At 64.6% G+C, this 17,117-nt stretch carries 16 protein-coding genes and 1 pseudogene; 5 read left to right on the top strand and 12 right to left on the bottom strand.

Annotated features, from left to right (window positions below; translation table 11 throughout):
• Window positions 1–189: 189 nt before the first annotated feature.
• Window positions 190–1,089, bottom strand: coding sequence for a transcriptional regulator GcvA (locus E2I15_RS27160; RefSeq protein ID WP_137481027.1), 900 nt, complete (start codon window positions 1,087–1,089; stop codon window positions 190–192).
• A gap of 118 nt (window positions 1,090–1,207) precedes the next feature.
• On the opposite strand from E2I15_RS27160, the gene E2I15_RS27155 reads away from it, so the two are divergent.
• Window positions 1,208–1,426 carry a DUF1127 domain-containing protein gene (locus tag E2I15_RS27155; protein ID WP_422109864.1) on the top strand — a complete coding sequence of 73 codons (219 nt, stop codon included), beginning with the start codon at window positions 1,208–1,210 and terminating at the stop codon, window positions 1,424–1,426.
• 69 nt (window positions 1,427–1,495) lie between these two features.
• A complete protein-coding gene (locus E2I15_RS27150) occupies window positions 1,496–2,119 on the top strand; it encodes a GNAT family N-acetyltransferase (RefSeq protein ID WP_137481028.1) in 624 nt (207 codons plus the stop codon).
• Window positions 2,120–2,297: 178 nt separating this feature from the next.
• On the opposite strand, the gene E2I15_RS27145 is transcribed toward E2I15_RS27150, so the two are convergent.
• The gene (locus tag E2I15_RS27145; protein WP_026191961.1) at window positions 2,298–3,128 is read right to left on the bottom strand and encodes an enoyl-CoA hydratase; all 831 of its coding nucleotides are present in this window, start codon (window positions 3,126–3,128) and stop codon (window positions 2,298–2,300) included.
• A gap of 195 nt (window positions 3,129–3,323) precedes the next feature.
• Window positions 3,324–4,025 carry an SDR family NAD(P)-dependent oxidoreductase gene (locus E2I15_RS27140; protein WP_038384830.1) on the bottom strand — a complete coding sequence of 234 codons (702 nt, stop codon included), beginning with the start codon at window positions 4,023–4,025 and terminating at the stop codon, window positions 3,324–3,326.
• Between the two features lie 71 nt (window positions 4,026–4,096).
• Here E2I15_RS27140 and E2I15_RS27135 point away from each other — a divergent pair, with 71 nt between their 5' ends.
• Both E2I15_RS27135 and E2I15_RS27130 read left to right on the top strand, forming a co-directional pair.
• Window positions 4,097–5,881 (top strand): acyl-CoA dehydrogenase family protein, encoded by a 1,785-nt coding sequence (locus E2I15_RS27135; protein WP_137481138.1) that lies wholly within the window; start codon window positions 4,097–4,099, stop codon window positions 5,879–5,881.
• Between the two features lie 52 nt (window positions 5,882–5,933).
• Window positions 5,934–7,022, top strand: a complete 1,089-nt coding sequence (locus E2I15_RS27130; RefSeq protein ID WP_018269116.1) for a Zn-dependent alcohol dehydrogenase — start codon at window positions 5,934–5,936, stop codon at window positions 7,020–7,022.
• A gap of 105 nt (window positions 7,023–7,127) precedes the next feature.
• Here the strand turns inward: E2I15_RS27130 and E2I15_RS27125 are convergent, their stop codons facing one another.
• From E2I15_RS27125 to E2I15_RS27100, 6 genes and pseudogenes are all read right to left on the bottom strand, one after another.
• On the bottom strand, window positions 7,128–7,481 hold the full coding sequence (locus E2I15_RS27125) for a nuclear transport factor 2 family protein (RefSeq protein WP_137481029.1): 354 nt from the start codon (window positions 7,479–7,481) through the stop codon (window positions 7,128–7,130).
• Between the two features lie 239 nt (window positions 7,482–7,720).
• Window positions 7,721–9,191: pseudogene (locus E2I15_RS27120) on the bottom strand (amidase).
• A gap of 83 nt (window positions 9,192–9,274) precedes the next feature.
• Complete coding sequence (locus E2I15_RS27115; RefSeq protein ID WP_137481030.1) at window positions 9,275–9,805, bottom strand: cytochrome b; 531 nt, start codon at window positions 9,803–9,805, stop codon at window positions 9,275–9,277.
• A 35-nt stretch (window positions 9,806–9,840) separates the two neighbouring features.
• The gene (locus E2I15_RS27110; RefSeq protein ID WP_137481031.1) at window positions 9,841–10,698 is read right to left on the bottom strand and encodes a hypothetical protein; all 858 of its coding nucleotides are present in this window, start codon (window positions 10,696–10,698) and stop codon (window positions 9,841–9,843) included.
• Between the two features lie 15 nt (window positions 10,699–10,713).
• A complete protein-coding gene (gene mbfA / locus E2I15_RS27105) occupies window positions 10,714–11,685 on the bottom strand; it encodes an iron exporter MbfA (protein ID WP_137481140.1) in 972 nt (323 codons plus the stop codon).
• A gap of 178 nt (window positions 11,686–11,863) precedes the next feature.
• Window positions 11,864–13,024, bottom strand: coding sequence for an alpha/beta fold hydrolase (locus E2I15_RS27100; protein ID WP_137481032.1), 1,161 nt, complete (start codon window positions 13,022–13,024; stop codon window positions 11,864–11,866).
• Window positions 13,025–13,127: 103 nt separating this feature from the next.
• Here E2I15_RS27100 and E2I15_RS27095 point away from each other — a divergent pair, with 103 nt between their 5' ends.
• Window positions 13,128–13,634 carry a hypothetical protein gene (locus E2I15_RS27095; RefSeq protein ID WP_137481033.1) on the top strand — a complete coding sequence of 169 codons (507 nt, stop codon included), beginning with the start codon at window positions 13,128–13,130 and terminating at the stop codon, window positions 13,632–13,634.
• Window positions 13,635–13,744: 110 nt separating this feature from the next.
• Here the strand turns inward: E2I15_RS27095 and E2I15_RS27090 are convergent, their stop codons facing one another.
• The 3 genes from E2I15_RS27090 to E2I15_RS27080 all read right to left on the bottom strand — a co-directional run bounded on the left by E2I15_RS27090 (window position 13,745) and on the right by E2I15_RS27080 (window position 17,088).
• Window positions 13,745–13,999, bottom strand: a complete 255-nt coding sequence (locus E2I15_RS27090; RefSeq protein ID WP_137481034.1) for a hypothetical protein — start codon at window positions 13,997–13,999, stop codon at window positions 13,745–13,747.
• 150 nt (window positions 14,000–14,149) lie between these two features.
• Complete coding sequence (locus tag E2I15_RS27085) at window positions 14,150–15,694, bottom strand: acyl-CoA synthetase (protein ID WP_137481035.1); 1,545 nt, start codon at window positions 15,692–15,694, stop codon at window positions 14,150–14,152.
• A 221-nt stretch (window positions 15,695–15,915) separates the two neighbouring features.
• Window positions 15,916–17,088: an acetyl-CoA C-acetyltransferase gene (locus E2I15_RS27080; RefSeq protein ID WP_137481036.1), complete on the bottom strand. Its 1,173-nt coding sequence runs from the start codon at window positions 17,086–17,088 to the stop codon at window positions 15,916–15,918.
• Window positions 17,089–17,117: the final 29 nt, after the last annotated feature.

The raw sequence follows: 17,117 nt of genomic DNA, 5'->3' as shown, positions 1-17,117 counted from the left end.
CACCTGTCCGGCGCGACCAACCCGAAATCTCGCGGGGGCTATGGGAAAAAAGCCGTAGGTGGAAATCGCAGGGAGCGTCTCGAGCGAACGGGATGCCGGATCGTGGGAAGAAAGCGCGTCAAAACAACGATCTAGGACCTCAGCCCTGGTTCAATCAGGACCGAAGCTCCGGCCGTCGCGTGCGCCGCATCAAGGCGCGGCGTGCGCCGTAGTGCCGAGCCAGCTCCGGAACGCGGAGAGCTTCGGCGTATCGGCGCGTCCCTGCGGCGAAACCAGGTAGAAGCCGGCGTCTGCCGGCAGCGCAATCTTGAAGGGAACCACGAGGCGGCCCTTGGCGATGTCGTCCTGCACATAGGAGGTGCGGCCCATCGCGATGCCGATGCCGTCGATCGCGGCCTGGATCGTCACGAACAGCAGGTCGAAGGTGACGCCGGGCTGCTTGGAAATATCCGTCGGCAATCCCGCCGCGGTCAGCCACAGCCGCCAGTCATCGCTGTTGGCGTTGCTGGTGTGCAGGAGCGTGTGATCCCTGAGGTCCTCAGGGCATTTCAGCGGCTTGGTTCCCTGCAGCAGCGACGGGCTGCACACCGGAAACAGCTCATCCGCCATCAACCAGTCGGCGCGCAGGCCGGCCCATTGGCCGCGGCCATAGCGGATCGCCGCGTCGACCTTGTCGCGCTGGAAGTCGACCAGGCTGGTCGAGGTGGTGATGCGAACGTCGATGCCGGAATGCGCCTCCTGGAAAGCCGACAGCCTGGGCAGCAGCCATTTGGCGGCAAGCGATGCCAGCGTCGAGACGGTCAGCACGTGATCATCGTCCCGGCGCAGCAGGCGGTCGGTGGCGAGCCTGAGGTCGTTGAAGGCGGCGCGGACGCCGGGAAGGTATTCTGTAGCCTCCGGCGTCAGGCTCAGGGAGCGGTTCTGGCGGACGAACAGGCGGACGCCGAGCTCCTCCTCGAGCCGCCGGATCTGATGGCTGATCGCGGTCTGCGTCACGTTCAGTTCGGACGCCGCCAGCGTGAAGCTCATGTGCCGCGCGGCGGCCTCGAACGCCCTCAGGCCATTCAGCGAAGGCAGGCGGCTAGTCATCTCCGGCGTGTCTCCAAATGCATGACTTTAATTCATGCGAAACGGTACAAAGTGTCGTTTGTGAGTGGACCGAATTGGCCCGATATTACCGTGAATGGGTTACCGATAGGAGCCGCAGATGTCCATTTTCACCCACGAATCGATGATAAATCATCATACGCCAAATCATCACGCATCGGGGCTGCTGAACCAGGTCGGCGAGACCCTTCACGTCTGGTGGGAGCGTTACGAGCGCCGCCGTGAGCTGTCACAGTGGACCGAGCGCGACCTGCACGACATCGGCATGTCCCGCAGCGACATCGTTTTCGAAACCGAGAAGCCGTTCTGGCGGGCCTGAGAAGGACGCCATCGCTGGCGCCGCCTCGATGAGGGGCGCCGGCCAATTTCTTCACCCGAGGAGGGTGTCATGCTTGCGCTGCATCTCGACGATCTCAAGCAATACTCTGATGTGCTGCGCGCCAAGAACGGCAGCGAGGTCAAGGTGCGCTTCGTCGAGCCGCGCGACCGCGAGGAGCTGCAGAGCTACATCCGCTCGCTCTCCGCGGGATCCCGCTACAATCGCTTCCTGGGCGCGTTGAGCGAGCTGCCGAAGACGGAGCTCGAGCGTTTCATCCATGTCGGCGAGGCTGACCGGTTCACGGTGGTCGCGACGATGCTGGTCGATGGCTTTGAGACCATCGTCGGCGAAGCCCGCTACGCCTTCCATGCCGATCATTCGAGCGTCGAGTTCGGCCTGTCGATCGATGACCGGTGGCAGGGCCACGGGATCGGCAAGGCGCTGCTCAAGAATCTCGAATGCCGCGCGGCGTCGTTCGGAGCCGAGCGCATCTTCGGCGACACGCTGCGTTCCAATGCGACGATGATCGGCCTCGCCCGCAAGTCGGGCTACGCCTTCACCCAGAGCCCCGGCGACTGGAAGCTGGTGCGCTTCGTGAAAGAGATCCACGTCGAGCCGCAAGACATTCCCTGTGCCAGCTGGCGGCTTGCCGCCACTTCCCGCTTGGCCGCGATGTCCTCGCTTGCGGTTTGACTGACTGGCCCGGTTCTGGCCCCTCCAGAACCGGGCCCTTTTCTTCAGCCCCTGCCTTTGCCGCGATTTCCGCTCGTCATGCGTGGGCTTGACCCGCGCATCGATCAGACAAGGGCATTCCTTCCTTTGCGATGGATTGCCGGGTCAAGCCCGGCAATGACGGGACACCGAACTGGGATCAGCTCCCCCGAAACACCGGCTTGCGCTTCTCGATGAAGGCCTGCACCGCCTCCTTGTGATCGGCCGTCGTGGTGAGGCGGATCAGCCGCTCGGCCTCGTGGTCGCGCGCGGTGGCGAAGTCGAACTGCAGCGCCTCGTCGAGATTGTCCTTCATGTAGCGCAGCGCCAGCGTCGGGCCCTCGGCGATCGACTTCGCCAGCGCGAACGCTTCGTCCTGCAGCGTCTCGTCCGGTACCACGCGGTTGACGAGGCCGATCTGCTCGCATCTTGCGGCGTCGACCTTCTCCGAGGTGAACATTAATTCGCGGGCGCGCGAGGTGCCGACCAGCCGCGTCAACAGCCAGGCCATGCCGTAATCGCCGCTCAGCGCCACGCGCAAGTAACCGGTCGAGATGAAAGCGGATTGTGCGGCGATCCGGATGTCGCAGGCCATCGCGATCGCAAGGCCGGCGCCGACCGCGGGGCCGGGAAGGGCGGCAATGGTCGGCTTGCGCACCGAGGCGAGCGCGCCGGTGAGCAGGCGCTGACGCTCCTGCAAATCCGCGACCTTGTCCTCGTAGGACATTTCGAGCTTCTTCTTGTCGCGATGCGCGCCCATGCCCTTGACGTTGCCGCCGGCGCAGAACGCCTTGCCGGCGCCGGTGACGAGCAGCACGCCGACCTCGGGGTTCTCGCCGCAGGTCCGGATCATCGTGCGCAGCGCCGGCGTCAGCGTGTCCGACAGCGAGTTGCGGGCGTCCGGGCGGTTCAGCGTGATGACGGCGACGCGATCGCGGATCACGCAGAGCAGTTCGTCGGTGCCGGTCTCGATCTTGATTTCGTTCGACATGTTTTCCTTCCCCAGTTCCATCCGTCATTGCGAGCCACCCGGTCGGCGCGCAGCTCCGCCGGATGACAGACTCCGCGAAGCAATCCATGCCGCTACAAGTGGACGAATGGATTGCTTCGTCGCTTCGCTTCTCGCAATGATGAATGTAGCGGCGGTCTGCGTCCAGCCTACGCCGCTTACATGATCTACGTCATCTCAAAACTTCTCAACCCAGGGCCGCAATTCCAGCTCCCAGGTCCAGGCGCTGCGCGGCTGTTGCAGCACGTTCCAGTAGCTCAGTGCGATCGCGTCGGGATCGAGCATCGAGTCTGGCCGGTCGGCGGGCTCGGTGCGGGCGGCGCTGCGGATGCCGCCGTCGATCACGAAATGCGCGACGTGGATGCCCTGCGGCGACAATTCGCGTGCCATGCTCTGCGCGAGGCCGCGCAGCGCGAACTTGCCCATCGCGAACGGCGCCGACTGCGCATAGCCCTTCACGCTGGCGGAGGCGCCGGTGAACAGGATCGCGCCCTTCTTGTTGGGCAGCATGCGCTTCGCCGCCTCCTGTGCCACCAGGAAGCCGCCGAATGCCGAGACCGCGATCGCCTGCTCGACCTCTGAGGGGACGAGTTCAACGAAGGGGCCGCGCGAGCGGCCGGAGGCGTTATAGACCACGAGATCAGGTGTTCCGATCTCGCGCTCGACCAGACCAAAAAGCCGTTCGACATCCTCGGCCTTGGTGGTATCGCAGGCATAGGCGCGCGCGCCGGTTTCGGTGCAGAGCGCGCCGAGTTTCTCGATGCTGCGGGCGCCCAGCGCCACGCGAATTCCCTCTCGCGAAAATAGCCGCGTCAACGAGGCGCTGAGGCCCGCGCCGGCACCGACGATCAGGGCGATCTTGTATTTTGGAATATCCATTGGGCTTTCCTTTGCTCGGCCGGAGGAGGATAGTCGTGCCCAAACAAATGAGCCTAGATGCCGGGAATTCAATGCAGCCGCACAAGCAGGATCCGAAAACGTCTGCCGCCACCAACCAGCCGGGGCTGCTGGCGCCAGACACGACGGGAATGAATTTCTACCGGGCCGATCCGGCGCTGACCGACCTTCTGAAGCTGCATCTGCCCGACGCATTGTTCCGCCATATCGAGCCGCATCTCGATCGCCTCGGCGGGTTGGCCGGAGGTTATCTCGACGAATGCGCGCGGCTTGCCGACCGGCATACGCCGGTGCTGCATCAGCGCGACAAGTTCGGCCGCGACGTGCAGCACATCGAATATCATCCGGCCTATCGCGAGATCGAGAAGGCTGCGTTCGGCGAGTTCGGCATTCATGCGCTGTCGCTCCGCAAGGGCATCATGGGCTGGCCCGACAAATATCCTGTGGTGGCCAAGCACGCCTTCACCTTCCTGTTCAACCAGACCGAATTCGGCATGGGCTGCCCGATCAACGTCACCGACGGGTGTGCAAAGCTGCTGGCGAATTTTGGCAGCGAGGCGTTGAAGGCGAAATATCTCGACGGCCTGACCCAGACCGACATGAGCAGACTGACGCAGGGCGGCCAGTTCATGACCGAGAAGGAGGGCGGCTCCGATGTCGGCACGCTGACCACGCGCGCCGTGCAGGAGGGCGATCACTGGCGGCTCTATGGCGAGAAGTGGTTCTGCTCCAACGCCGATGCCAAGGTAGTGATGCTGCTGGCGCGGCCGGAAGGCGCCGGGCCGGGCACCCGCGGCGTCGGCCTGTTCCTGATGCCGCGCTTCCTCGACGACGGCTCGCAGAACCATTACCGGATCGTGCGCTTGAAGGACAAGCTCGGCACCCGCTCGATGGCTTCGGGCGAGATCAAGCTCGACGGCGCGATCGCGTACGCCGTCGGCAAGCTCGACCGCGGCTTCGTGCAGATGGCCGAGATGGTGAACTCGTCGCGGCTCTCCAACGGCGTGAAATCGACTGCGCTGATGCGGCGCGCCTGGCACGACGCGATCACCGTGGCGAAGGGCCGCGTGGTGTTCGGCCAGCGCATCATCGACCTGCCGCTGGCGCGGCGCCAACTGATGAAGATCATGCTGCCGACCGAGCAGGCGCTGTCGATGAGCTTTTTGACAGCTGACGCGCTCGACCGCGCCGAGGCCGGCAGCCAGGACGCCGCGGCGCTGCTGCGCATCCTGACGCCGACGCTGAAATTCCGTGCCACCCGCGACGCCCGAAAAGTCTGCGGCGATGCGATGGAGATGCGCGGCGGCATCGGCTACATTGAGGAATTCGTCACGCCGCGGCTGCTGCGCGACGCGCATCTCGGCTCGATCTGGGAGGGCACCGGCAACATCGTCGCGATCGATGCGCTGAAGCGCGCGGTCGGCCGCCATGGCGCCGACAATGCGCTCGCCGCCGATCTGCATGCGCGGCTCGATGATAGCCCGAATGTGCCGCAGGCCTGGCGCAACCGGCTGCGCGACCTCAGCGATCGTGCGGTCGCGTTTGCGCGCGAGGTGGCGAGCCGCGTCGACAATGAGGGCGACGCGCGACGCGCCACCAGCTTGCTCTACCATGTCGCAAGTGCCGTCGCGCTGGCACGGGAGGGCGGACGCATCCACGAGATGCGCGGCGATGCGCGCCGGCTGTTGCTGTCGCGGATGGTGGTCGATCACCGTGTGATGCCGGGCGATCCGTTCCGGCTTGCGGAAAATACCGTTCAGCGCAGGATGACCGAGCACCTGCTCGACGATCGCGCCGTCGGCATGGCCGAGGTTGGCGAATTGCTTGACGCAGCGTAGGCTGCGCGCGAGCGAACTTTTCAAACAAACAAGAACGTCAAGGGAGACCCCGATGAAGGCCGCCGTTCTGCATGAAGTCAATCAGCCGCTGGTGATCGAGGATGTCAGCGTGCCCAATCCGGGGCCGCGCGAGGTCCTGATCCGCACCGCGGTCGCGGGCCTGTGTCATTCCGACTTGCACTTCATGGAAGGCCTGTATCCGCATCCGCTGCCGGCGGTGCTTGGGCATGAATCGGCCGGCGTGGTCGAGAAGGTCGGCTCCGACGTCAATTACGTGAAGCCCGGCGATCACGTCGTCACCTGCCTCTCGGTGTTCTGCGGGACCTGCGACAATTGCACCACCGGCCGCACCGTGCTGTGCACCGACACCACGGTGAAGATGCTGCCCGGCGCCTCCAACCGCCTGTCGTGGGGCAGGAAGGAGAAGCTCAACCAGTTCCTCAATCTGTCGTCGTTCGCCGAGCAGATGCTGGTGCACGAGAACGCCATCGTGAAGATCAAGAAGGAGATGCCGCTCGATCTCGCCGCGCTGATCGGCTGCGGCGTCATCACCGGTTATGGCGCGGTGGTGAACACCGCGAAGGTGACCGCCGGCGAGACGGTGGCTGTGATCGGCTGCGGCGGCGTCGGCATGGCCGCGATCAACGGTGCGCAGATCGCCGGCGCCGGCCGCATCATCGCGATCGACACCAATCCGGCCAAGCTGCAGCTTGCGACCAAGCTCGGGGCCACCGATATCGTCGATCCGGCCCGCGGCGACGTGGTCCAGCAGGTGCGCGAGCTCACCGGCGGCGGCGTACAGCATTCCTTCGAGGTGCTCGGCCGCAAGGACACCGCCGAGCAGGCTTTCGCCATGCTGGCGGCGGGCGGCACCGCGACCATCGTTGGTATGATCCCGTTCGGCCAGAAGATCGAGCTGCACGGCTTCGACTTCCTGCGCGAGCGCCGCATCCAGGGCTCGTCGATGGGCTCCAACCACTTCCGTGTCGACATGCCGCGCCTCGTCGACTTCTACATGCGCGGCAAGCTGCATCTGGAGGACTGGATCTCGGCCAAGCTGAAGCTCTCCGAGATCAACGAGGGCTTTGCCAACATGAAAGCCGGCAAGACGCTGCGTAGCGTGATCATGTTCGACAGCTGATTCCGCGCCACGCGTCATGCCCGGGCTTGACCCGGGCATCCCTCCGTAAATGAATCTTTCGAAGGCGATGGATTGCCGGGTCAAGCCCGGCAATGACGCTTCAAGCTACCGCGCGACGTGCGCGGATACGGCGAGCCATTTGCCGTTCTGCCGCGCCCAGCAATCGGTGTAGCGGCCGTGTGCCGGCTCGCCGTCCGCGTTGGTGTAGCTGGTCTGGGCGTGGATGATGGCGAAATCGCCGAGGATGCGGATTTTGACGTCCTCGGCCTTCAGGCCCTTGATCTTCACCGGGATTGCCGTCTGCTGCAGGAAGGCGGCGCGGTCGACCAGGCTCTTGTCGGGATTGGTGCAGTAGAAGTCCTGCGCCAGGATCTCGTCGAAGCGCTTGACGTCGCAGTTCTGAACGGAGTCGACGTAGTCCTTGTTGAGTTTTGTCAGCTCCTCGAGGTCCTTGCTCATTGTTCCTTCCGGTTGTTGTTGTCGTCATTGCTGCGCGAGCGCAGTAGCGGCGCTCCTTGCCCCGTCATCCTGAGGTGCGAACTCTCGCGAGCCTCGAAGGATGCACGGCCCACAGTCGGGCCGTCGACCCTTCGAGACGCGTGCAAGCCCGCGCACCTCCAGCGACAACGGCGAAGCCGTTGCGCGGGGGTAACGGCGATAGAGTTAGGTGCCCTTCGTCGTTCTGCAATGACCGCTCATCAATCATCAAACATCTTCGGCGGCACGAAGCCGCCGAACTCGCGCTCGATCAGCTCGGCGAGCTTGAGCGGGGTGCGGTCCTCGAGCCAGGGGCCGACGATCTGCACGCCGACCGGCAATCCGTCGGGCGCAAAGCCGGTCGGAATCGCGGTCGAAGGCAGGCCGGGCAGGGTCGCGATGCCGGGCCAGGCGAGCTGGTCGGTGTAGACGTGCGGCACACCGTCGATCAAAATCCGCCGCTGCTCCTGGTCGGGCGCATGATCGTGCGGATAGGCCGGCGTTGGCATGATCGGGCAGATCACCGCGTCGAACGATTTGAACAGCTCGCGCCATTGCGCGCAGCCGCGAGCGGGCGACCGTCGCCTGCACCCAGTCGCGATGGCTGAGCGCGATGCCGCGCAGCCGCTCGGCCTGCAGGCTGGTGTCGCCGGCGGGCAGCGCGGCCGCCGCCGCGCAGGCGCCGGCATAGACCTCCGGCGGGAAGGTCGCGGCGAGGAACGACAGCAGCATCCGCATATAGAGCCGCGAGGACGCCGCGAAATCCGGCAGCAGCGGGCTCGAACGCGATATCTTCGCGCCGGCCTTGTCGAGATGGCTCGCGAGCTTGTCGATGCTGCCGCGAACTGCCTTGTCGGTCGGCAACACCGGATCGGTATCGATGACGAGGATGCGGAAATCCTTCAGGCCGGCGTGGCGCGCGGCCGGGAGGTCGAGGCGATAGGCCTTGCCGGCATCGAGCGGATCGGGAACCGCCATCACGTCGAACAGCAGCGACAGGTCGGCCGCGCCGCGCGCCATCGGGCCGGTTACCGCAAGATCGCGCTCATAGATGATGGGGGGTGCCGGCGGCGCGGTGTGGCCGCGCGACGGGAGCAGCGCGAAGGTCGGCTTGTGCGCATAGACGCCGCAATGAAACGCCGGCACGCGGAGCGAGCCGCCAATGTCGGAGCCGAGCGACAGCGCGCCGTAGCCCGCGGCGAGCGCCGCCGACGATCCGCCGGACGAGCCGCCCGGCGTGCGGCCGAGGTCGTAGGGATTGTTGGTGGTGCCGTAGATCTCGTTGTAGCTCTGCCAGTCGGCGAGTCCGACCGGCACGTTGGTCTTGCCGAGGATGACGCCACCGGCGTCCTTCACCCGCTGAATCGACAGTGCGTCCTCGGTCGCGACGAAGTCCTTGTGCGGCAGGAAGCCCCAGGTCGTCGGCAAGCCGGCGACGTTGTAGGATTCCTTCACCGTCATGGGGATGCCGAGCAGCGGCCTGTGCTCGCCATGCGCGATCGCGGCATCGGCGGCGCGGGTGGCGGCGAGGCCGCGCTCGAAATCGCGCACGCAGACCGCGTTGACCTTGCCGTCATGGCGCTCGATGCGGCCGATCGCGTCTTCCGCGAGTTCGACCGCCGAGACCTGCTTGTTGCGCAGCGCCTTCGACAGTTCGACGGCGGTCTTGAAACTGTATTGCGATTTGGCCACGGCGTGCTCCCTGATTTTGGCGGCGATCATGCGCAGAATGGGGCAGGCGGGCAAGACCGGCTTGATCGCAATTGCGCTGACGCCTAGCTCGGAAGCATGCGCTGCATGATGCGATCACGGTAGATCAGCAGATGGACCAGCGCTGTCGTGACGTGGAGGCCGATCAGAACCAGCAGCGACCATTCCGCGGCCTGATGCAGGCCATCGATCGCCTTGCCTGCCGCGGCATTGTCGGAGGCCAGCATGGGCAGCGGCATCATGTAGAAGAACGAGACGCTCCAGCCGCGAAACGATGCAAACAGCCAGCCGCTGACTGTCGTCGCCAGCACGAGGACATAGAGCATCCAGTGCACGGCTTCCGAGCTCAGCCGCTGCCACGGCGGGAGCGAGCTTTCCGGCGCAACCGGGTGCGTCAATCGCCAGACAAACCGCAGCACAATGAGACCAAGGATGACGATGCCGAACGAGATATGGAACGTCATCGCGGCACCCGGAGACTGACCGTGATGAATGTCCGGCATCAGCCAGCCGATCGGGTATTGCACGGCGAGCAGGACGACGATCACCCAATGCAGCAGCTTGGCGGTGGCGCCGTAGTGCAGACGGTCGGTCATGGACTTTCAATCCGCATTGAGGTCGTCGGCTCAATCTAGAACGGCGTGCTGCGTGCGGACAGATGCGCCAGCGGATTGATGGCGCCGTTCGCGCTTGCCCGCTCCGTTCCCTTGGCGCCCGGTACCGGGAAGGCATATCCGATGATCGTCTTGACGACGAGACGGTCCGACGCCGGCGTGAGGCCGTAACCGACGCCGAAATTGACGTCGAACTCGCCGAGCTTGAAGTCGGTCACCGCGAACAGCGTGTGTTGCTGCTCGGCGAGCGGACTGAAGGCGCCGATCTTGCCAAAGTCGGCGTAGTACTCCAATCCCACGAACAGATCGTCCTTCAGCTTGCGAGCGACGCGCGCGGCCGGCGCGAAATCCGCCTCGCCATGTTTGCCGAAGCCGATGTCGACGATCGGATTGACGATGAACTCGTAATCCGCGTTGCGCATGCCGATGATCGGGCGGATCTCCATGCCGAACCGGGTCTGCGCAAATTTCGGCGTTTCGTAGCTGAACTCGAAATTGATGCCGTAGAACAGGTTGCGCTTGTCTGCGTTGGGCGACACGAACAGCGTGCGCAGCTTGAAGCCGTCGGACAGGAACTGCCGGTCCTGCACGGCAAACGGCAGATAGAGTCCGAGTTCCCACCAGTCCGTCATGCCATAGGCAAACTCCGGCGTGCCGTTGAGGCTGTGGTTGGAGGCGAAGCCACCGGGGAAGGGCGGATCCTTCTGGCCGATCCCGACATAGTTGAGATGCTGCTGGATGGTGAACTGGCCGACCTCCGCGATGCCGGCATTGTAGACCTGGATCTCGTCGGTCGCATGCGCGCGTCCGCTCCAGCCGAGCAGCGGCGGCGCTGCAAGAAGCACTATGCTGGCGAGGTGCCGGTGCGGTCGCATCTTTGCCTCAAGCGGCTACGCCGCGCCGATCAGGATGCCGACCGCGAGCACGATCGCGCCGCCGAGCACGATCTGGAACACCGCCTGCAGGAACGGCGTGTCCATGTAGCGCGCGCGGATGAAGGCGATCGCCCACAATTCGAAGAACACCACGATCCCGGCGATCGCGGTCGCGATCCAGAATGCGTTCGGCCAGGCGTCGGGCACCAGATAGGGAATGGTGTGGCCGAGCCCGCCGAGCGTCGTCATCAAGCCGCAGGTCAGGCCGCGCAGCCAGGGTGAGCCGCGGCCGGTCAGCGAGCCGTCGTCGGACAGCGCCTCGGCAAAGCCCATGCTGATGCCGGCGCCGATCGAGGCGGCAAGCCCGACCAGGAAGGTTTGCCAGTTGTGATGCGTGGCGAAGGCGGCGGCGAACAGCGGCGCCAGGGTCGAGACCGAGCCGTCCATCAATCCGGCGAGGCCAGGCTGCACATATTGCAGCACGAACATCCGCCGCCGCGTGCGGTCTTCCTCCGCGCGCACGTCGGGCTTGAGGATCTCGCCGGTCAGCTTGACCGCGAGCTTCTCGTGACCCCTCTCCTCCTCGGCGAGATCGCCGAGCAGCCGGCGCACGCCGACATCCTCGGCCTTCTCGGCGGCTTTGGCATAGAAGCGCTCGGCCTCCAGCTCCATGGTCTCGACTTCCTTGCGGATGGTGTCGAGTGGCAGGTTCTTGGTGAGCCAGATCGGGCGCCGGCGCAGGAAGCCTTTGACATCCTCGCGCCGGATCGGCGGCAGATGCGCTCCGAAGCGTTGCTCGTAGGTTTCCAGCAGTCGATGGCGATGGCCGCGCTCCTCCTCCGCCATCTCCTCGAAAATCTTGGCGGTGTCGGGATAGCGCTCGGCGAGATCTTCCGCGAACGTCATGTAGATGCGGCTGTCCTCCTCCTCGGAGGCGATCGCGACCGCCAGCACCTCGCGCTCGGTCAGATCGGCAAAGTTCTTCACGGCCACGCCTTGTTCACTGAGTTTAGAATTAGAATAGTTCTAAACTATATGAGCGCACCGGCCCCGGGTCAAATCCGGATCGGCCGGGATTCGCTGCCGCAGCACCGGCAAGCCGCGCGGGTTGAGCGAAGAAGACGCGTGAGATCAACGGGATGCGACGCGACGGCCGAACGGGCATCTAACGCTGCGCGCCGGCCTCTCGCAGGAATGTGAGGAGCAACCGGCTCACTTCATCCGGCTGTTCCTGTTGCACCCAATGGCCGGCGCCGTCGACCAGATGGCAGCCGACCATGTTGGTGCAGGCCTTCGTCTGCATCGCCTCGAACACGCCGGGCCGCTGATAGGTGCCCCAATCCTGCTTGCCCGAGATGAAGGCGGACGGCTGGTCGATCGTGCGGCCGCTCCAGGTCTGCAGTTCCGGGGTGAACGCGCCCGAGGTGCCGCAGCGATACCATTGCAGCCCGCCCTGGAATCCCGTGCGCTGATACTCCGCGCTGTAATAAGCGAGCTCACTATCCGGCAGCCATGTGTTGGCGGCGATCGCCTCGCGTGGCGGCATCTCCTCAGCGACGGTAGCAGCCATGTCCTTGGCGAGATCCATCACGTAATAGGTCGGCAGTTTTGCCAATTCGCCCGCCGACCAGGATTGCAGCGGATACGGCTTGTTGTCTTTCCAGTCCGCGCTTTTGTGGTGGTAATAGGCGCGCAGGAAGTCGTGCACGCCCTGCGGCGCGCGATGCATGTCGTCATTGGCCGGGCGCGTCGAATAGTACCATTGGTAATGCTTGCGCGGCCGCGGCAGCGCCGCGAGCGCGCGATGCACGGGGTCTTCGCTCGCGGGCTTTGCCGGCGCGCTCGCGGTGTTGAACGGCAGCGACGGCGGACCCGAAAACGGCGCGCTCATCATCACGACCGCGCGGAACACGTCGGGCCGGATCAGCGCGCACCACGCCGCGACCGACGAGCCGAAATCGTGCCCGATCACTGCATCGACGTGCTTGTAGCCGAACGCTGCGACCAGCCCGAGCGCATCGCGCACCAGATTGGGCAGGCGGAATGATGCGAGATCGCCGTCATACTTCGCACTCCAGCCGGTGGTGCGGCCATAGCCACGCTGGTCCGGCGCGATGACGTGATACCCGGCAGCGGCGAGCTTCGGCATCACCTTGCGCCAGGAAAACGCCAGCTCCGGAAAGCCGTGCAGCAGCAACAGGCAAGGCCGGCCGGCTGTTTCAAAGCCCGCTTCCAGCACATGCATGCGCAGGCCGTTGATCCCGTCGACATAACGCGAGCGGATGGTGGAGGGGAGCGGGACGGGGACGTCGGGGAGGGCTTCCATTGTGCAGATCACCTGTGGGCATCGCCGCAGAACCAGCGCATTTCACTGTATGCTGACGGTCATTATTGAACGATAGCAATTTTACCCAGGGGATGCATACCGCATGCGCCACGCGAGGATTGCAGAGCAGCCCGGCTGGACGTCGCTTCCGGGTCTCATGATCGTGGCCGCAAGCCTGCTGGTGATCTCGGCGGTGCGTGCCGCCGATATCAAGCAGCTGACCGAAAAACTGCCGCACGCTTATATCGGCGAATTCCTGTGGGACGGCGACAACACGGTGCAGAACATCGTCATCACCTTCGACAAGGTGAAGGCCTTGAACGAGCAGAACGCGGAGGCGCTCGGCTGCGGTTCATACGAGGTCGGCCGTCGCGTGACCAAGATCGGCGTGCAGATGTTCATCCGGCTGTCCGATCTCGAGGTCGAGATCTTCGAACGGTCGCCCGACGGCAACGTCGTGTTCGAGACCGGCGGCAGCCACCGCGGCAAGCTGTCGGAGGATTTTCAGCAGATCGATGCGCAGTGGACCACCGCGGCATCAGGTAAGCACGGTCAGTTGCATTTGCGCGCCGCGGCCTCCGCCGCCTGCGAACCGGCGGAAGATCTGTAGCGGACGATCATGCAGGGCTTTCGAGCGTGCGATTTGCGCGGTCTTGCCAAACGCGTCATGCGCGGGACAGGTCCGGGCATCGGCAAAGTGCCTCTGAGACCTGGGTGTCGTCAGTTACCGGCCGCAAGTTCTTGCATCGCCGCCGCCGGAGGTTGCTTGGCGTGGGGGGCACGTTTCATCCAGCGCAGATATTTGCCGGGTTCACGGCGCTTGATGATCCGCCACGTCCAGGCCATCGCCCGGACGACGTTGCCGTCCTTGTCTGCGAGCCAGATACGACCGGCACCGACAGGTATCGGTGCCTGATCGATCTGCTTCCAGGTTTCCTCGTCAGAAACTTTCCCGAACAAATTCCAGAAGGCCATGGGACCCCCGCATCCGGTTATCCGCACGCCTTCATTATGGCTTAAATGTTGCCGCCTTTGAACCGGCTTTCCGTCAAGCGGTGATCCCCCTTAAGGGGGATATTTGAAGGACAGGCGAGGGCGCTCTGGCCCCGCGCCCGCACTGCCGATCTACGCCTTGCCCGCCACTTTCGGCCAGTACCTGTCGCGCAGATGCCGCTTCACCAGTTTCCCCGTCGGCGTGCGCGGCAGTTCGGCTTCGAAGTGGATGCTCCTGGGGCATTTGATCGGCGACAGATGCTGGCGGCAGAACGCGATCAGCTCGGCCTCAAGCTCCTTGCCAGCCCTGGTGATGTCGTGCGGCTGCACCACGGCCTTGACCTCTTCGCCCATCTCCTCGTTCGGCACCCCGAACACCGCGACGTCGGACACCGCGGGATGCGTGATCAGCACGTCCTCGGTCTCCTGCGGGTAGATGTTCACGCCGCCGGAGATGATCATGTAGCTCTTGCGGTCGGTCAGATAGAGGAAGCCCTCCTCGTCGAGGTAACCGACGTCGCCGAGCGTCGACCAGCCCTTGGCGTTGTAGGCTTTCTTCGTCTTCTCCGGATCGTTGTGATAGGAGAACGCCGGGGCGTCGGCGAAATAGACCTGGCCGATCTGGCCGGTCGGCGCCTCCTCGTCGTTCTCGTCGAGGATCTTGACCTTGCCGACCACCGCGCGGCCGACCGTGCCGCGGTGGGTCAGCCATTGCTGCGAGGTCGAGACGGTGACGCCGTTGCCTTCGGAGCCGGCGTAATACTCGATCAGGATCGGTCCCCACCACTCGATCATCTTGGCCTTGACGTCGACCGGGCAGGGCGCCGCGGCGTGGATCGCGCCCTTCAGCGAGGAGACCTTGTAGCGGGCACGCACCTCGTCGGGCAGCTTCAGCATGCGCACGAACATAGTCGGCACCAGCTGCGACTGCGTCACGTTGTGCTTCTCGACCTGCTTCAGAAATTCCTCGGCATCGAAATGCTCCATGATGACGGAAGTGCCCCCGAGCACGGTCGCCATCATGTTGAAGCGCAGCGGGGCCGCGTGATAGAGCGGCGCCGGCGAGAGATAGATGCTGTCGGCGTTCATGCCGCACATGTCGGCGGTGAGAATCCGCAGGAACGGGTTCGGCACGTCGATCCGGTTGCCTTCGAACTCCTTCTTGATGCCCTTGGGCCGGCCGGTGGTGCCGGAGGAGTACAGCATGTCGTAGCCCGCGACCTCGTCGGCAACCGGCGTGGTCGGCTGCGCGCCGGCCTCCTTGTCATAGGAGCGGAAGCCTGGTGCGGGCTCGTCCATCATGTAGAACAGCGGCTCGCCGGGTTCGCCCTTGATCAGACCCTTCACCTTGTCGGCGCATTGCGGGGTGGTGATGAAAACCTTCGCGCCGCAGTCCTTGATGATGTAGGCGATCTCTTCTTCCGTCAGATAGCGGCTGATCGCCGTGTAATAGAGACCCGAGCGCTGCGCGGCCCAGCAGATCTCCATGAAGGCGAGGCGATTTTCCATCAGCAGCGCGATGTGGTCGCCGGCCTTCAGGCCGAGCGAGCGGAACAGATGCGCGCCCTGGTTCGAAAGCTCGTCGAGCTCGCGATAGGTGATGGCTTTGCCGCTGCCTGCCATCTGGTAGGCGATCTTGTTCGGATGGGTACGCGCGTGGATCGACGGATGGGTCACAGACGTTTCCTCAAACAAGGTGGTCGTCCCTGCCTAGTGCGCAATTGCGCACGGGAGCAAGGACCCATGACCACCGATCTTATCTATTGAAATGAGCTGAGGCCTCAGCTCGCCATAACCACATCGACCTGTGGTTATGAGTCCCGGCTCAACGCCGGGACGACACCCTTTGTATGGAGGCTCTTGCGGCCTCTCAAACGCTTCTTAAAGGTCAGGCGTTCTCACAGCCGTTCGACGATCGTCACATTGGCCATGCCGCCGCCTTCGCACATGGTCTGCAGGCCGTAGCGCTTGTTGCGCTGCTTGAGGGCATGCAGCAGCGTCGTCATCAGCTTGGTGCCGCTGCCGCCGAGCGGATGGCCGAGCGCGATTGCGCCGCCATTGACGTTGAGCCGGGCCGGATCGGCGCCGGTGGTCTTCAGCCACGCGGTCGGCACCGAGGCGAAGGCCTCGTTGACCTCGAAGAGATCGATGTCGTCGATCTTCATGCCGGCCTTCTGCAGCGCGCGCTGGGTTGCCGGCAGCGGCGCTTCCAGCATGATCACGGGGTCGCCGCCCATCATGGTGAGGTGATGGATGCGCGCCATCGGCTTGACCCCGAGCGCCTTCAAGCCCTTCTCGTTGACGACCATGACGCCGGAGGCGCCGTCGCAGATCTGGCTGGCGCTCGCCGCGGTGAGCTTGCCGTTCTCGGCGATCAGCTTGACGCCCTTGATGCCGTCGAGGCTGGCGTCGAAGCGGATGCCTTCGTCGATGTGGTGGGTGTCGGTCGAGCCGTCGGCGCGGGTGATTGTCACCGGCACGATCTCGTCCTTGAAATGGCCGGCCTGCGTGGCCGCGATCGCGCGCTGATGGCTGTTATAGGAGTATTCGTCGAGCTCGTCCTTCGACAGGCCGTACTTCTCGGCCATCATCTCCGCGCCGGTGAACTGGCTGAAGACGATGTTGGGATACTTCGCCTCGATGCCCGGGCTCTTGTAGTGGCCGAAGCCGTTCTTGGCGGGCAGCGAGGAGGCGAGGCCCATCGGCACGCGGGTCATCGATTCCACGCCGGCGGCGATCACGCAGTCCATCGTGCCGGACATCACGGCCTGCGCCGCGAAGTGCAGCGCCTGCTGCGAGGAGCCACACTGGCGGTCGATCGAGGTGGCCGGCACGCTCTCCGGCAGCTTGGAGGCCATCACCGCGTTGCGCGCGATGTTGGTGGACTGCTCGCCGGTCTGCATCACGCAGCCCATGATCACGTCCTCGACCTGCGCGGGGTCGGCACCGGCGCGCTCGACCAGCGCATCGAGCACCGTCGCGGCCAGATCGGCCGGATGCCAGCCGGCGAGACGCCCTCCCTTGCGGCCGCCCGCGGTGCGAGCGGCGGCGACGATATATGCCTCGGCCATGTCTGATCTCCCTGATGTTTCCGGATTGG

Origin of the sequence: Bradyrhizobium sp. BR2003, assembly GCF_009720285.1 — a bacterium.
Classification (GTDB): domain Bacteria; phylum Pseudomonadota; class Alphaproteobacteria; order Rhizobiales; family Xanthobacteraceae; genus Bradyrhizobium; species Bradyrhizobium elkanii.
The sequence above is the reverse complement of the archived record's forward strand: the minus strand, read 5'-3'. Positions and strand labels throughout refer to the sequence as shown.

Coding starts and splice junctions, on each gene's coding strand:
- E2I15_RS27155 (WP_422109864.1), top strand. CDS start 1,208: ATGTCCATTTTCACCCACGAATCGATGATAAATCATCATACGCCAAAT.
- E2I15_RS27160 (WP_137481027.1), bottom strand. CDS start 1,089: ATGACTAGCCGCCTGCCTTCGCTGAATGGCCTGAGGGCGTTCGAGGCC.
- E2I15_RS27110 (WP_137481031.1), bottom strand. CDS start 10,698: ATGCGACCGCACCGGCACCTCGCCAGCATAGTGCTTCTTGCAGCGCCG.
- E2I15_RS27090 (WP_137481034.1), bottom strand. CDS start 13,999: ATGGCCTTCTGGAATTTGTTCGGGAAAGTTTCTGACGAGGAAACCTGG.
- E2I15_RS27130 (WP_018269116.1), top strand. CDS start 5,934: ATGAAGGCCGCCGTTCTGCATGAAGTCAATCAGCCGCTGGTGATCGAG.
- E2I15_RS27080 (WP_137481036.1), bottom strand. CDS start 17,088: ATGGCCGAGGCATATATCGTCGCCGCCGCTCGCACCGCGGGCGGCCGC.
- E2I15_RS27100 (WP_137481032.1), bottom strand. CDS start 13,024: ATGGAAGCCCTCCCCGACGTCCCCGTCCCGCTCCCCTCCACCATCCGC.
- E2I15_RS27145 (WP_026191961.1), bottom strand. CDS start 3,128: ATGTCGAACGAAATCAAGATCGAGACCGGCACCGACGAACTGCTCTGC.
- E2I15_RS27135 (WP_137481138.1), top strand. CDS start 4,097: ATGCAGCCGCACAAGCAGGATCCGAAAACGTCTGCCGCCACCAACCAG.
- E2I15_RS27095 (WP_137481033.1), top strand. CDS start 13,128: ATGCGCCACGCGAGGATTGCAGAGCAGCCCGGCTGGACGTCGCTTCCG.
- E2I15_RS27115 (WP_137481030.1), bottom strand. CDS start 9,805: ATGACCGACCGTCTGCACTACGGCGCCACCGCCAAGCTGCTGCATTGG.
- E2I15_RS27125 (WP_137481029.1), bottom strand. CDS start 7,481: ATGAGCAAGGACCTCGAGGAGCTGACAAAACTCAACAAGGACTACGTC.
- E2I15_RS27140 (WP_038384830.1), bottom strand. CDS start 4,025: ATGGATATTCCAAAATACAAGATCGCCCTGATCGTCGGTGCCGGCGCG.
- E2I15_RS27150 (WP_137481028.1), top strand. CDS start 1,496: ATGCTTGCGCTGCATCTCGACGATCTCAAGCAATACTCTGATGTGCTG.